Genomic DNA, 13,780 nt, shown 5'->3' with positions numbered 1-13,780 from the left:
GGAACGGAGAGCGGTTTCCGGAAGCCGATAGCTCGGCAACGAACAGTGAGGAGGAACGAATGACGGCAATTCCATCCACAGCGCGCGTGGTGGTCATCGGCGGCGGTGCGGTAGGTGTTTCCTCCCTCTACCATCTGGCCAAGGCCGGCTGGACCGATTGCGTGCTTCTTGAGAAGAACGAGCTGACCTCCGGCTCCACCTGGCATGCCGCCGGCAACGTGCCGACCTTCTCATCGTCGTGGTCGCTGATGAATGTCCAGCGCTACTCGACTGAACTCTATCGCCGATTGGCGAAGGAGGTCGACTACCCGATGAATTATCACGTCACCGGGTCGCTGCGGCTTGCCCATAGCAAGGAGCGCATGCGCGAATTCCAGCGGGTCAAGGGCATGGGTCGCTATCAGGGCATGGAAATCGACGTGGTCGGCGTCGATGACATCGCCGGCCGCTATCCCTTCATCGACACGCACGACCTGCAAGGAGCACTATACGATCCGAGCGACGGCGACACCGATCCGGCGCAGCTCACCCAGGCGCTGGCCAAGGGCGCGCGCGACCTCGGCGCCAAAATAGTCCGCTTCTGCCCGGTGACTGCCGCCCGCCGCGAAAATGGCGAGTGGGTTCTGACGACACCGCACGGCGAAATCCGCTGCGAATATGTCGTCAACGCCGCCGGCTATCGCGCACAGGAAGTCGGCCGCCTGTTCGGCCGCGAGGTGCCGATGATGGTGATGAGCCATCAATATATTCTCTTTGAGGAAATTCCCGAGCTTGCCGCCTGGTCCAGGGAGAACGGCAGGAAGCTGCCGCTGCTGCGTGACGTCGATACTTCCTGGTATCTGCGCCAGGAAAAGAACGGCATGAACCTCGGCCCCTATGAAAGGAACTGCCGCGCCCACTGGGCCACGCCCGACGACCCCATGCCGGAGGATTTTTCTTTCCAGCTCTACCCCGACGATCTGGAGCGGCTCGAATGGTATTTGAACGATGCGGTCGCCCGGGTGCCGATTCTCGGCACGGCCGGCCTCTCGAAAATCATCAACGGCCCCATCCCCTACGCGCCGGACGGCAATCCGCTGATCGGCCCGATGCCCGGAGTGCCCAACGCCTTCGAGGCCTGCGTCTTCACCTTCGGTATCGCCCAGGCCGGCGGCGCCGGCAAGGTCCTGGCCGAATGGGTGACGGAGGGCCGAACCGAATGGGACATGTGGTCCTGCGATCCGCGCCGGTTCACAAGCTTCGCGTCGGATCACGACTATTGTGTTGCCAAGGGCATGGAAGTCTACGGCAACGAATATGCGATCCATTTCCCCCACCACGCCTGGCCGGCCGGCCGCAACCGCAAGCTCTCGCCGATCCATGACCGTATCGCGGCGCTTGGCGCGCAGTTCGATGCCTATAATGGCTGGGAGCGCGCCACCTGGTATGCGGCGCCTGGGGACGACACCTGGGAATCTTCCACACAGACCTTCACCCGAACCGGGCCCTGGGAACAGCGCATTCGCGAGGAATGCGTGGCGGTGCGCGACGCCGTCGGCATTCTCGACCTTCCGGGCTTCTCGCGCTTCCGGCTGCAAGGTCCCGGCGCGCGCGACTGGCTGTCGTCTATGATTACAGGCACCGTGCCAAAACCGGGACGGATCGGTCTGGCTTATTTCGCCGACGACCAAGGCCGCATCGTCACCGAAATGTCGATCATGGCGCTGGATGAGGATTTCTTCTTCCTGATCACCGCGGCCGCCGCCGAGTGGCATGATTTCGAGTGGCTTCAGAAGCATTTGCCGCAACAGACTCAAATCGCGTTGAAAAACATGACCGAGGCATTTTCGTGCCAGATCCTTTCCGGCCCGAATTCGCGCGCCATTCTGGCCGAAGTCACGGATGCCGACCTGTCGCAACCCTGGCTGTCGCACCAATCGGTGCAGATCGCCGGGCGCTGGTGCCAGCTCGTTCGCGTGTCTTTCGCTGGCGAGCTTGGCTGGGAAATCCACACCAAGGTGGACGATACGGCGACCATCTTCGACGCTGTCTGGCAGGCCGGCCAGAAGCACGGCCTGAGGCCGTTCGGCATGTTCGCTCTCGATAGCCTGAGGCTGGAGAAAGGCTACCGCGCCTGGAAGCAGGACCTTTCCACCGACTACACGGTGCTGCAAGGCGGGCTTGAGCGCTTTGTCAAATGGGAAAAGCCAGACTTTAAAGGCAAAGCCGCACTTGAACGCGAAAAGCAGCAGGGCGCGACCAAACGGTTTGTGACGCTGGTGGTCGAAGCTGGGGACTGCGACGCGCCTTATATGTCGACGATCCGTCATGACGGGAAGATCGTCGGCGAGACGACATCCGGCGGCTGGGGCTACCGGGTGAACAAGTCGATCGCGCTCGGCATGTTGCGCGCCGATCTCGCCGTTCCGGGGACCGAAGTCGAAGTCGAGATTTTCGGCGAGGCTTTCCCGGCGGTGGTGCAGGAAGACAAGCCGCTCTGGGACCCGCAGAATGAAAGGCTGAGGGCATGAGCAACCCGGCCGCAAATTCCATTCCCTCCAAGGCCCGCGCCGTCATCGTAGGTGGCGGCGTCTCGGGCTGTTCGGTGGCCTATCATCTGGCCAAGCTCGGCTGGACCGACATCGTGCTTTTGGAACGCAAGCAGCTTACCTGCGGCACCACCTGGCATGCCGCCGGGCTGATCGGCCAGTTGCGCGGCTCGCAGAACATGACGCGGCTCGCCAAATATTCCGCCGATCTTTACGTAAAGCTCGAGGAAGAAACCGGCGTCGCCACCGGCATGCGCCAGGTCGGCTCGATCACCGTGGCGCTGACCGAGGAACGCAAGCACGAAATCTACCGGCAGGCGACGGTGGCGCGGGCCTTCGATGTCGATGTCCGTGAAATTTCCCCGAGCGAAGTCAAGGAGATGTATCCGCATCTCAATGTGTCGGACGTCGTCGGCGCGGTACACCTTCCGCTGGATGGCCAATGCGATCCGGCCAACATCGCCATGGCGCTGGCCAAGGGCGCACGCCAGCGCGGCGCAAAAATCATCGAGGGCGTCAAAGTTACCGGCGTCCAGCGCAAGGACGGCCGTGTTACCGGCGTTTCCTGGACGCAAGGCGGGGACCAGGGCACGATCGAGACCGACATCGTCATCAATTGCGCAGGCATGTGGGCGCGCGAGTTCGGCGCCATGTCGGGCGTAACTGTGCCGCTGCACGCCTGCGAGCATTTCTATCTCGTCACGGAAGCCATTCCCGGCCTGTCGCGCCTGCCGGTTCTGCGCGTGCCGGATGAATGCGCATACTACAAGGAAGATGCCGGCAAGATGATGCTCGGTGCCTTCGAACCCAAGGCCAAGCCGTGGGGCATGGAGGGCATCCGCGAGGACTTCTGCTTCGACCAGTTGCCGGAGGATTTCGCCCATTTCGAACCGATCCTGGAAATGGGCGTAAATCGCATGCCGATGCTGGCTACCGCCGGCATTCACACCTTCTTCAACGGACCGGAAAGCTTCACGCCCGACGATCGCTACTATCTCGGCGAAGCTCCTGAACTGAAGGGCTACTGGGTCGCCGCAGGCTATAATTCCATCGGCATCGTCTCCTCCGGCGGCGCCGGCATGGCGCTGGCGCAATGGATCAACGACGGCGAAGCGCCCTTCGACCTGTGGGAGGTGGATATTCGCCGCGCCCAACCGTTCCAGAAGAACCGCAGCTATTTGAAGGAGCGCGTGTCCGAAACGCTCGGCCTGCTCTACGCTGACCATTTTCCCTATCGCCAGATGGCCACCTCGCGCGGCGTGCGCCGCTCGCCGATCCACGAGCATCTGAAGGCACGCGGCGCCGTTTTCGGCGAAGTCGCCGGCTGGGAACGCGCCAATTGGTTCGCACGGCCAGACCAGGAACGCGAATATCGCTATTCATGGAAGCGACAGAACTGGTTCGGCAACAATCGCGACGAGCACCTCGCGGTCCGCAACCATGTCGGCCTGTTCGACATGACCTCTTTCGGCAAGATCAGGATCGAGGGCCGCGATGCACTGAGCTTCCTGCAACGCCTCTGCGCCAATGATCTCGATGTCGCGCCGGGCAGGATCGTCTATACGCAGATGCTGAACAATCGCGGCGGCATCGAGAGCGATCTTACCATCTCCCGCCTGTCGGAAACGGCCTTCCTGGCCGTTGTGCCGGGAGCAACCCTGCAGCGCGATCTGGCATGGTTGAGAAAGCACCTTGTCGACGAATTCGTGGTCATCACCGATGTTACCGCCGCCGAATCGGTACTCTGTCTGATGGGACCGAAATCGCGCGACTTGATTCAACGCGTGAGTCCGAACGATTTTTCGAACGAAAACAACCCATTCGGAACGTTTCAGGAAGTCGAGATCGGGTTTGGGCTGGCCCGCGCCCACCGCGTCACCTATGTCGGCGAACTCGGCTGGGAAATTTACGTATCCACCGATCAGGCAGCGCATGTGTTCGAAGCGATCGAGGAGGCGGGCGCGGAGCTCGGGCTGAAGCTCTGCGGCCTGCACACGCTGGATTCCTGCCGCATCGAAAAAGCCTACCGTCATTTCGGCCACGACATCACCGACGAGGATCACGTGCTCGAAGCCGGGCTCGGTTTTTCTGTGAAGACCGGAAAAGGCGACTTCATCGGCCGCGATGCGGTGCTGCGCAAGAAGGAGGCCGGCCTGTCACGCCGGCTCGTGCAGTTTCGGCTGACCGATCCCGAGCCGCTGCTGTTCCACAATGAGGCGATCGTTCGCGACGGCAAAATCGTCGGCACGATCACCTCGGGCAATTACGGCCACCATCTCGGCGGCGCGGTCGGCCTTGGCTACGTCCCTGCAAAAGGCGAAAGCGAGGCGGACATGCTTTCTTCGTCCTACGAGATTGAGATTGCGGGCGAGCGGTTCAAGGCGGAGGCCTCGCTGAAGCCCATGTATGACCCGAAATCCGAAAGGGTGCGAATCTAGCCCTCGCCCCATCGGCCAGAAACCGCTAAATGTCGGACCGAACGGGCAAATCCGGATTTTGACATGGCCGAAGCAAGACGGGTCTGGTGGGGCGACTTCAAGACGACGGAGTTTTCGACGATCGATCCGGAGGCGACGATTGCCGTGCTCCCGGTGGCCGCCATCGAGCAGCATGGTCCGCATCTGCCGGTTTCCACCGACACGGCCATCATGCACGGCATGTTGGACGAGGTCATCGCGCGATTACCCGCCAATCTCGATATACGGATCCTCCCGGTCCAGGCAGTCGGGAAATCCGACGAGCATCTCTATGCGCCCGGAACGCTCACTCTGCCGCCCGCGACGCTGATCGAGGCCTGGACGGAACTCGGCGCGTCCATTGCGCGAGCCGGCGTGAAAAAGCTGGTCGTCGTCAATTCGCATGGCGGCAATGAGGAGATCATCGGCATCATCACGCGAAACCTGCGGGTGCGGTTCAATATGCTCGCGGTCAAGACAAGCTGGGAGAGATTCGGCCGGCCGGATGGGCTGTTCAGCGAGCTTGAACTGCGCCGCGGCATCCATGGCGGCGATGTGGAAACCTCATTGATGCTGCACTTCAGGCCTGACCTCGTCGATATGGGCAAGGCCGAGGATTTCGCCTCGAACGTGACCAAAGCCGAGCGTGAATTCGATCTGCTGCGGCATCAAAGCCCCCACGCCTTCGCCTGGATCGCCACCGACCTCAACCCGAATGGCGTCGTCGGCAACGCCGCCGCCGCAACAGCCGAGAAAGGCCGGCTGACAGCCGCGCATATGGCAGAGGGGTTCGTGCGTCTGCTCAAGGACGTGCGCAAGGCAAAGCCTGCCGACTGGCTGACCTGAGCCGCCTGATTAAAGATCGATCTTCAGTGCAAACGGCGTTCCTTCGAAAGCTTCGGCACCGCGTCCGATAGCCTTGATTGCCTCTACCATGCGTCCGCCGCGCCCGAGAACCCGGTCCGCCATCGCGACGAGGAGCGGATTGGGCGTCGCCGATGGCGACATCTGCCTCAAAGTGGTGGCCAGTTCCGCCTCGTCCCGCTTCGGCGAAAGCGCCGATGCGATGATATAGGCGCTGGCCGTCGAGCGGCTGATGCCGGCATAGCAATTGATCACCAGGGGGCGCGTTCGATCCCAACGCGCCGCAAACTTCAGCAAGTGGCGCACGTGCTCCTCACCGGGCGAGGTCATGCCCTCCTGCGGCTCGGCGATATCGTGCATGGCCATGAGGAGATGGTCGTGCTCCAAAATTGCCGATGGCCGCGTCATCGGCGTGCCGGCGTTCAGCAGGGAAACGAGTTGCCGTGCCCCGACGCGAACCACCGTCTCGTCCAGTTTGGACAGCGGACAGACATAAATCACGATGAGGTCTCCTTGTGGTTCGCGCCACGCATGGCTGCCCAGGTCGACAGAGCGATTTCAAGGCGCTGCCATTCGCTTTCCGCCGCCGGCAGGCCGATTCGAAGCGCTGAAGAATTCCAAGCGAATTTTCGCAGCAGTATGCCCCGGCTGCCAAGTTCTGCAAACAGGCTCGCGGCATCATTCGAGACAATGAAGCGGAACAGGCTGGTGCCGCCGACAACCGGGATGCCGAAACGGCCAAGCAGTTCATCGAGCCGTGCGGCCTCCCCCGCGAGCCGGCTTCGCATTGCGTCTCGCCATTCGGTATCGCCAAGCGCCTTGATGCCATATTCCAGCGCCGGCCCCGCCACCGCCCATGGCCCGAGTTCGGCCTCCAGTTTTTGCGTGATCGAGACCGCCGCAACGGCAAAACCAAGGCGCAGTCCGGCAAGCCCGTAGAATTTTCCGAAGGAGCGCAGCACGACGATGCCGCCGTCCGCAATATCCCCATCGAGACGCTCGTCCATCGGGCCGACATCCATGAACGCCTCGTCGACGGCCAGCAAACCGCCCTTGCCTTTCAGCACACGCGCCAGATCGAGAAGCTTTTCGCGGCCAATGATCCGCCCGTCGGGATTGTTCGGATTGACGACTATCGCCAGATCGGCCGCGTAAAGTGCTTCGAAATTATCGACCTCCGCCACCGCGTGTCCGGCGATTGCCGCAGCGCGCGCATGCTCGGCATAGGTCGGCCCGAGCACAAAAGCCCGGCCCGGCTTCACCAGCGAGGCGACGCGGGGCAGAAGAATCTGCGTACCGGGGGCGGCAGTCACATGTTCCGCCGAAGGCGCGCCATAGGCGAGCGCCGCAACGCCTGTCAGTTCGCGCACGCGCGCTGCTTCCGGGAGCCGTCGCAACGCGGTGGCCGGCAGATCGAAAAGCGGATAAGAGTGCGGATTGATCCCGGTCGAAAGATCGATCCAGGGTAGCGGCGCGTGAGGAAACAGCGCGGCTGCCCGGGCAAGACTGCCGCCGTGATCGCTCACCGCTGCCATCCAACTCCTGTTCTCAAGCGCCATGTTCGTTCTGCTCGCCTTCTTGTCGCTTCTTGCGGAACTGGGTCTCGGTTATCCGGATCGGCTCGTGCGCGCAATCGGCCATCCGGTGATCTGGATCGGCAAGTTCATCTCTTTCCTCGACCACCACCTAAATCGCGCCACCCATACCGACAATTGGCGCCGCATTTCGGGCGTGGCGGCGCTGGTCGCGCTGGTTGCCGTGCCGGCAAGCATTGGATTTTTCCTAGAAACGATCCTTGCATCGTTACCGCTCGGCATAGTCGCAACCGCCATCCTTGCCAGCAGCCTGCTTGCCCAGCGCAGCCTTGCCAGTCATGTCAAAGCCGTCGCCGACGCGCTGGAGAGCGGCGGATTGCCGGGCGGCAGACAGGCGGTATCGCAGATCGTCGGTCGTGATCCCGACCAGCTTGACGAGGCAGGCGTCTCGCGCGCGGCGATCGAAAGCCTGGCCGAAAACTTCTCCGACGGCATCGTTGCGCCGGCATTCTGGCTCGGCGCCGGTGGGCTGACCGCCGGGCTCGCCTACAAGGCCGCCAACACCGCCGACAGCATGATCGGCCACCGCACCCCGCGCCATGAGGCGTTCGGCTGGGCTGCGGCGCGCTTCGACGATCTCGTCAACCTGCCGGCTTCGCGGCTGACGGCGGTGCTTCTGGTTGTCGCCGCCATCATCTTGCCGGGCGCAAACCCTGCGGGGGCCTGGCGCGCGATCCGGCGCGATGCCCGGAAACATCGCTCCCCCAACGCCGGTTGGCCGGAAGCCGCGATGGCCGGAGCCCTCGGCCTCTCCCTTGCCGGCCCCCGCATCTATGGCGGCGTCACCGTGGACGACGCCACGATGGGCGACGGAAAGCGCGAGGCGAATGCCGCCGACATCCGGCAGGCACTTCGGCTCTACTGGACAGCCGACATGCTGTTGATCGCACTGTTCGGCATAGCTGCGGGCGCAGGCGCGATATTCGGCTGAAAGAACCCCGGCTAGAACTCTATTCCCTGCTGCGCCTTCACGCCCGCCGAGAAATGGTGCTTCACGGCTCCCATTTCGGTGACGAGGTCCGCCGCATCGATCAATGATTGCTTGGCATTTCGGCCGGTGACCACGACATGCAGCCCCTCGCGGCGGCCCCGCAAGGTCGAGACAACCTTGTCCAGGTCGAGATAATCGTAGCGCAGCGCGATGTTCAATTCGTCGAGCACAACGAGGCTGATCGTCGGATCGGTCATCAGTTCGACGGCCTTGCCCCACGCCGCCGCTGCAGCAGCGACATCGCGCTCGATGTCCTGGGTTTCCCAGGTAAAGCCCTCGCCCATCGTGTGCCATACGAGCTTGTCGCCGAAGGCGGCGAAGGCATCCTTTTCGCCGGTGTGCCAGGCGCCCTTTATGAACTGGACGACACCGACGCGCCGGCCATGGCCGAGCATGCGCAGCGCGAGGCCGAAAGCCGCCGTCGATTTGCCCTTGCCAGGACCGGTATTGACGATCAGCAAACCCTTCTCGACCGTCTTGCCGGCAACTTCCGCATCCTGAACCGCCTTGCGCTTGACCATCTTGGCCTTGTGGCGCTCGGCTTCCTTTTCGTCGATATTCTTCATGTCATTTCACCTGAAGCGGCAGCCCCGCCACCATGAACGATACGGAGTTTGCGCGCGCCGCAACCCGCTGGTTGAGGCGGCCGGCGGCGTCGCGGAATTTGCGCGCCAGAGCATTGTCCGGAACGATCCCGAGGCCGACTTCATTGGCGACGACGAACCAAGGCCCCCGAGGTGCCGCCAGCGCGCTTTCCAGCCGCTCGCATTCTTGCTCGAGATCGTGCCCGGCAAGCAGATGGTTGGTGAGCCACAGAGTCAGGCAATCCACCAGCAGCGGGCGGCCATCCGGCACGTCACCGATCGCACCCACAAGATCGAGCGGTGCGTCGATGGTGATCCAGCCCTCCGCGCGCTGCGCCCGATGCATGGCGATACGCTCGGCCATCTCATCGTCAAGGCTCTGCGCCGTGGCTATGTAGATCCACGGCGCGGGATAGGCGGCAACCAGCCGCTCGGCTTGCGCGCTCTTGCCGGAGCGGGCGCCGCCAAGCAGGAAGGTCAGCTTGGCCTCAGGCAAAACTGTCGCGCCAATTGGCGGCCGCGCCTGAGAAGCGAGCGCGGAAAACCCCGACCGCAGCCCCCAGCACCACCCAGAAGATCAGGTTGGTCACCGTCACGGCGACGACGAACTGGTGGTGCAGATCGACGGGAACCGGCGATTCATGGCTGTCGGGCTGCGGCGCGCCGATGATATGCGGCGCGATCATCAACGCCACGCCGATAAGCGACAGCACCATCGATGACCGGAAGGCGATCAGCCACAGGCCGGCGGCCGTGGCGGCGACCGTGCCGATCCACCAGGCCTGGCGGGCCGCAAGATCGGCCGCAGGCATGGCCGGCAATTCCGGTGGCAGGCCGAGACCCGGCGCCAGTGTGAACACGGCAAAACCGGCAAAGCCCCAGAAAATCCCCCGACGCCAGTTGGCGATGCCGCCCGTCAGTTCCGAAGCCGCAACCAGAACCAGGGCAAAGCCGATGCCGGTGACGATATTGGCAAGCGCGGTGAAGGCAAAGCGCTCGAAGCCGTCGGCCGGAGCCCAGCCCTCCCCGTCATGCTCATGAGCGGGTGTGGCCGCATCATGCGAATGCCCAGCTTCCGCTGCCTCAGGCGAAACGGCGCCATGGTCATGCCCACCGCCGGCATTTTCGAAAGTTTCGGCCTTCAGAATCAGGGGAACGGTGGCATAGGCCTGCATGGCCGTCATGATCAGTCCGGACAATAGGCCGGCGAGCGCCGCGATGAACACGACGTTACGAAACAATGTCATGGGAGCGATCTTTCGTTAGTGGCAGGGAAACGCCATCGAGTGGCGATAGTCGTGGCCGGCATTATGGACCGCTTCCATATGCGAAAAGCCGACGAAGCCGATAACGAAGACGCCGAGCAGGCCGGCAAGCGCAAGCTGCATGGCGCGCGAAGCAAAACCTGTTGTGGCGAGAGACGAAGACGTCGCGTTCATTTCATGTCCTTTCACCCTCCACCCGAGGGCATTGAGATATGTCATGTCGCCGGCAGGTCTCCTGGCTCGCGGATCACCGCCCTTCCCCGCCTTCCCGAGAACCCCAGTGGCATTGGAGAGAGCTAGCCGCGCACAGTTGCGGGGGCAGCTGCGGTTTTGGGCATTTCTGCCCGTGCCGCATTCCCTATTGATTCCTTTCGGAACCGACGACGCCCGGAACTATACGGACAAAGCCGTCGGTCGGCAAACCCTATTCCGGCATCTACGAGCCTGAATCCGCCGGTTAAGCGGCGTCCCATTCGGGCGCAAAGCTGTCGTTGCAAATACGGCTGCCTTGGCGCGAAAGAGCGGAGATGGCGCTCATTTCGTTCTCCGAGAGAGCGAAGTCGAATATCGCCATGTTTTCCTCAAGGCGCTCCCTCTTTGTCGTGCGCGGGATCGCCACCACACCCTGCTGCTGAATGTGCCAGCGCAGCACGACCTGGCCCGGGCTTTTACCGTGGCGGCTGGCCGCGGAGCCAATGGCCTGTTCCTCGAACAGGCCACCGCCGCGATAGAGCGGACAATAGGACACCATGGCCATGCCGGCCCCCCGGCATGCGCTCAAAATCTTGGATTGGTCGAGATAGGGGTGATATTCGACCTGATTGGCTACGAGCGGCGCGTCCGAAAGGGAAAGCGCCTGCGCAAGCAGAGCCGTCGGAAAATTGGACACGCCGATATGGCGGGCGAGTCCTGAGCGTTTGACGGCATTCAGCGCCCTGATCGATCCTTCCAGCGGAATTTGCGGATTCGGCCAGTGAATCATCAGGAGATCGACCCGATCGAGTCCCAACCGCTTCAGGCTGGTTTCGGCCGAGCGCTCGAGGTCGCCCGCCCTGATGTCCGTCCACCAGACCTTGGTCGTCACGAACACATCGTCGCGGGGAATGCCGGACGCGCGCAGACCCGCGCCCACATCGGCTTCGTTTCGGTAAATGCTCGCCGTGTCGATATGGCGGTACCCGACCGACAGCGCGTGCGATACGATTTCGGTGCAAAGCTCGCCCTTCAGCGTCCATGTGCCAACGCCAAGTGAGGGGATCATCGCGCCATTGGCAGCGACGCTGTGCATGGCCGGCTCCGATTTCATACTTTCGACCTCATCATCCATGCTAACGGTTGCACGACGCTCGACCAATCGCAACAGCACGCACCCGTATGGATTCGCAAACCCAATCATCCGATCAGCCCAAGACCAGGATCGGCCGCATCGCAGCGCTCGATGTCGCGCGCGGTGCCGCGTTGCTGGCCATGGCGATTTATCACTTTGCCTGGGACCTGGAGTTTTTCGGCTATTCCGATCCAGGCACGACCGCCGCAGGCGGTTGGAAATTCTTTGCGCGTTGCATCGCCACCAGCTTCCTCTTCCTTGTCGGCGTCAGCCTGTTTCTCGCCCATAGCAACGGGATTCGATGGAAAGCTTTCTGTCGACGGTTCGCGATGGTGGCGGGAGCGGCCCTTGCCATATCAATCGTTACCCGCCTCGCGGTGCCGGGCGGCTTCATCTTTTTCGGCATACTGCATCAGATCGCGCTGGCGAGCCTGCTCGGGCTTCTGTTCCTGCGCCTCCCGGCAGCTCTTACCCTCGGCATCGCGGCGTTGGTGATTGCCGCGCCCCATTTCCTGCGAAACGCCTTCTTCGACCATCCCGCCTGGTGGTGGGTCGGCCTGTCGTCGAGCAATCCGCGCTCGAACGACTACGTTCCGCTGTTTCCATGGTTCGCCGCAGTGCTCGCCGGCATTGCGCTGGCAAAGCTCACCTCATACGCCGGCCTCGCCGCACGTTTGGCGGAGGTGAAATTCGGCGGCTGGTCGCGCCCGCTGATCTTCGCCGGGCGCCACAGCCTCGCGGTCTATCTGATCCACCAACCGGTGCTGATTGCCAGCGTGTGGCTGGCATCCCAGGTCTTTCCCGCCGATGTGCCGACGCCCGAGGTGCGGTTTCGCAATTCCTGTGAGGCCACCTGCGAACAGAGCCGCGACACCGAGTTCTGCACGCGCTATTGTGTTTGCATGCTGGAGGAACTGGAGAAGGACGCGGGGCTCGACAAGCTTTTCAAGGGGGACGAAACGCCCGAACTGCGCGCCAGGATCGAAACCAGCGCGGGGCTCTGCACGACGCGAACCGACGACGCAATCGGCTTCCAGTCGGAGGAGAAAGCGGACAACAAGCTTTTAGGCGATCTCCCTGGTCCCGCTCTGCAAGGAGGAGTGCAGTGACTGACATTGAGACGAGCCAAAGCCGAATTCCGTGGCCGCCGATTCTTTATCTGACGGCTATCGCCATCAGCGTCGGGCTCGGCCTGCTCTTGCCGTTGCCCTGGATTTCGCGACCACTCTCCGACATTCTGTTTGCCGCCGGCGGCCTCGTCATTCTCGCGGCCATAGGCCTTTACGTTTCCGCCATCAGCTCCATGCGCCGCGCCGGAACGACGGTGCGGCCTGACCAGCCCGCCACGCACCTGGTAACGACTGGCGCCTTCGGGCTCACCCGCAATCCCATCTATCTTGCCAATACGCTGGTTATGGCCGGCATCGGCCTGCTTGCCGGCAACATCTGGTTTCTGATCCTGGCCTTCCTCGCCAGCGCCGCAACCAAAAAGCTCGCCATCGAGGGCGAGGAGAAATATCTGGAAACCCATTTCGGCAAGAAATACCGCGACTATGCCAAAAAGGTGCGCCGCTGGCTGTAACCGCATAGTCATGACGCCGGAAATTCGAAAACCGACCCGGCGGTGAGGCCGGCCGATTGGAGTTGGTCCCGCCTTCCGGAAGGCTATCCTTAAGTAGTCACGCCAAGCTCGACCAGCCGCTCGACGCAGGATTCCTCGGCACGGTCCAGTTCGGCAAGCGTCTCTTCCAGGTCGCGGCGCTTCTGACGCAAGTCCTCGCGCTTCTCCTCGATACGCTTGATCATCAGGTTAAGCTGCCCGACTTCACCAGGCGGTTCCTTATACATCTGGATGATTTCGCGAATCTCGCTGATCGAGAAGCCGAGTCGCTTGCCGCGCATGATTTGCCGCACCAGATGCCGATCGCTCGGCCGGAAGAGGCGCGTGCGGCCACGCCGCACCGGCTGGATGAGACCCTCGTCTTCATAGAAGCGCAGGGTCCGCGTCGAGATATCGAACTCGCGGGTCAGTTCGGTAATCGAATAGTATTCCCGCATTCTCGCTCCGTGGACAAATCCCGATATGGCGCATCGGTCCCCGACGGGAACCGGTCGGTTAGTTCGATGCTCGTTCAAGTGAGTCGTCTTGCTCGCCTCGCGGACGCGCAGC

General features: G+C 62.6%; 14 protein-coding genes and 1 riboswitch. Of the genes, 6 read left to right on the top strand and 8 right to left on the bottom strand.

Annotated features, from left to right (window positions below; translation table 11 throughout):
- The first annotated feature begins 59 nt into the window (after positions 1-59).
- The 3 genes from ACLKMW_RS01610 to ACLKMW_RS01600 all read left to right on the top strand — a co-directional run bounded on the left by ACLKMW_RS01610 (position 60) and on the right by ACLKMW_RS01600 (position 5,830).
- Positions 60-2,510, top strand: coding sequence for a GcvT family protein (locus tag ACLKMW_RS01610; protein ID WP_415722619.1), 2,451 nt, complete (start codon positions 60-62; stop codon positions 2,508-2,510).
- The gene (locus ACLKMW_RS01605) at positions 2,507-4,966 is read left to right on the top strand and encodes a GcvT family protein (RefSeq protein WP_415722618.1); all 2,460 of its coding nucleotides are present in this window, start codon (positions 2,507-2,509) and stop codon (positions 4,964-4,966) included. Before ACLKMW_RS01610 ends, ACLKMW_RS01605 begins: the two co-directional genes overlap by 4 nt.
- Before the next feature lie 63 nt (positions 4,967-5,029).
- Positions 5,030-5,830, top strand: coding sequence for a creatininase family protein (locus tag ACLKMW_RS01600; RefSeq protein WP_415722617.1), 801 nt, complete (start codon positions 5,030-5,032; stop codon positions 5,828-5,830).
- Positions 5,831-5,839: 9 nt separating this feature from the next.
- Here ACLKMW_RS01600 and ACLKMW_RS01595 read toward each other — a convergent pair whose 3' ends face one another.
- Together ACLKMW_RS01595 and cobD are read right to left on the bottom strand one after the other, a co-directional pair.
- Entirely contained in the window at positions 5,840-6,349 is a 510-nt protein-coding gene (locus ACLKMW_RS01595; RefSeq protein ID WP_415722616.1) for a tyrosine phosphatase family protein, read from the bottom strand.
- Positions 6,346-7,407 carry a threonine-phosphate decarboxylase CobD gene (cobD, locus tag ACLKMW_RS01590; protein WP_415722615.1) on the bottom strand — a complete coding sequence of 354 codons (1,062 nt, stop codon included), beginning with the start codon at positions 7,405-7,407 and terminating at the stop codon, positions 6,346-6,348. Before cobD ends, ACLKMW_RS01595 begins: the two co-directional genes overlap by 4 nt.
- On the opposite strand from cobD, the gene cbiB reads away from it, so the two are divergent.
- Positions 7,406-8,374 (top strand): adenosylcobinamide-phosphate synthase CbiB, encoded by a 969-nt coding sequence (cbiB, locus tag ACLKMW_RS01585; protein WP_415722614.1) that lies wholly within the window; start codon positions 7,406-7,408, stop codon positions 8,372-8,374. The genes cobD and cbiB overlap by 2 nt on opposite strands.
- An 11-nt stretch (positions 8,375-8,385) precedes the next feature.
- Here the strand turns inward: cbiB and cobO are convergent, their stop codons facing one another.
- The 5 genes from cobO to ACLKMW_RS01560 form a co-directional block, all read right to left on the bottom strand.
- Entirely contained in the window at positions 8,386-9,000 is a 615-nt protein-coding gene (gene cobO / locus ACLKMW_RS01580; protein ID WP_415722613.1) for a cob(I)yrinic acid a,c-diamide adenosyltransferase, read from the bottom strand.
- A gap of 1 nt (position 9,001) precedes the next feature.
- Positions 9,002-9,514 carry a bifunctional adenosylcobinamide kinase/adenosylcobinamide-phosphate guanylyltransferase gene (gene cobU, locus ACLKMW_RS01575; RefSeq protein WP_415722612.1) on the bottom strand — a complete coding sequence of 171 codons (513 nt, stop codon included), beginning with the start codon at positions 9,512-9,514 and terminating at the stop codon, positions 9,002-9,004.
- On the bottom strand, positions 9,507-10,265 hold the full coding sequence (locus ACLKMW_RS01570) for a CbtA family protein (RefSeq protein ID WP_415722611.1): 759 nt from the start codon (positions 10,263-10,265) through the stop codon (positions 9,507-9,509). The genes cobU and ACLKMW_RS01570 overlap by 8 nt, the downstream gene beginning before the upstream one ends.
- A 15-nt stretch (positions 10,266-10,280) precedes the next feature.
- The gene (locus ACLKMW_RS01565) at positions 10,281-10,457 is read right to left on the bottom strand and encodes a CbtB domain-containing protein (RefSeq protein WP_415722610.1); all 177 of its coding nucleotides are present in this window, start codon (positions 10,455-10,457) and stop codon (positions 10,281-10,283) included.
- A 34-nt stretch (positions 10,458-10,491) separates the two neighbouring features.
- Positions 10,492-10,680, bottom strand: a riboswitch (cobalamin riboswitch).
- Positions 10,681-10,740: 60 nt separating this feature from the next.
- Complete coding sequence (locus tag ACLKMW_RS01560) at positions 10,741-11,571, bottom strand: aldo/keto reductase (protein WP_415722609.1); 831 nt, start codon at positions 11,569-11,571, stop codon at positions 10,741-10,743.
- Positions 11,572-11,657: 86 nt separating this feature from the next.
- On the opposite strand from ACLKMW_RS01560, the gene ACLKMW_RS01555 reads away from it, so the two are divergent.
- Together ACLKMW_RS01555 and ACLKMW_RS01550 are read left to right on the top strand one after the other, a co-directional pair.
- Positions 11,658-12,719, top strand: a complete 1,062-nt coding sequence (locus ACLKMW_RS01555; protein ID WP_415722608.1) for a heparan-alpha-glucosaminide N-acetyltransferase — start codon at positions 11,658-11,660, stop codon at positions 12,717-12,719.
- Entirely contained in the window at positions 12,716-13,192 is a 477-nt protein-coding gene (locus ACLKMW_RS01550) for a methyltransferase family protein (RefSeq protein ID WP_415722607.1), read from the top strand. The genes ACLKMW_RS01555 and ACLKMW_RS01550 overlap by 4 nt, the downstream gene beginning before the upstream one ends.
- 89 nt (positions 13,193-13,281) lie before the next feature.
- On the opposite strand, the gene ACLKMW_RS01545 is transcribed toward ACLKMW_RS01550, so the two are convergent.
- Positions 13,282-13,668 carry a MerR family transcriptional regulator gene (locus ACLKMW_RS01545; RefSeq protein WP_415722606.1) on the bottom strand — a complete coding sequence of 129 codons (387 nt, stop codon included), beginning with the start codon at positions 13,666-13,668 and terminating at the stop codon, positions 13,282-13,284.
- Positions 13,669-13,780: the final 112 nt, after the last annotated feature.

It is taken from the genome of Borborobacter xinjiangensis (genome assembly GCF_047739745.1).
Taxonomy (GTDB): Bacteria; Pseudomonadota; Alphaproteobacteria; order Rhizobiales; family Rhizobiaceae; genus Pseudaminobacter.
This window is presented reverse-complemented; position numbering and strand designations above follow the sequence as displayed.

Coding starts and splice junctions, on each gene's coding strand:
- ACLKMW_RS01610 (WP_415722619.1), top strand. CDS start 60: ATGACGGCAATTCCATCCACAGCGCGCGTGGTGGTCATCGGCGGCGGT.
- ACLKMW_RS01605 (WP_415722618.1), top strand. CDS start 2,507: ATGAGCAACCCGGCCGCAAATTCCATTCCCTCCAAGGCCCGCGCCGTC.
- ACLKMW_RS01600 (WP_415722617.1), top strand. CDS start 5,030: ATGGCCGAAGCAAGACGGGTCTGGTGGGGCGACTTCAAGACGACGGAG.
- cbiB (WP_415722614.1), top strand. CDS start 7,406: ATGTTCGTTCTGCTCGCCTTCTTGTCGCTTCTTGCGGAACTGGGTCTC.
- cobD (WP_415722615.1), bottom strand. CDS start 7,407: ATGGCGCTTGAGAACAGGAGTTGGATGGCAGCGGTGAGCGATCACGGC.
- cobO (WP_415722613.1), bottom strand. CDS start 9,000: ATGAAGAATATCGACGAAAAGGAAGCCGAGCGCCACAAGGCCAAGATG.
- ACLKMW_RS01570 (WP_415722611.1), bottom strand. CDS start 10,265: ATGACATTGTTTCGTAACGTCGTGTTCATCGCGGCGCTCGCCGGCCTA.
- ACLKMW_RS01565 (WP_415722610.1), bottom strand. CDS start 10,457: ATGAACGCGACGTCTTCGTCTCTCGCCACAACAGGTTTTGCTTCGCGC.
- ACLKMW_RS01560 (WP_415722609.1), bottom strand. CDS start 11,571: ATGCACAGCGTCGCTGCCAATGGCGCGATGATCCCCTCACTTGGCGTT.
- ACLKMW_RS01555 (WP_415722608.1), top strand. CDS start 11,658: ATGGATTCGCAAACCCAATCATCCGATCAGCCCAAGACCAGGATCGGC.
- ACLKMW_RS01545 (WP_415722606.1), bottom strand. CDS start 13,668: ATGCGGGAATACTATTCGATTACCGAACTGACCCGCGAGTTCGATATC.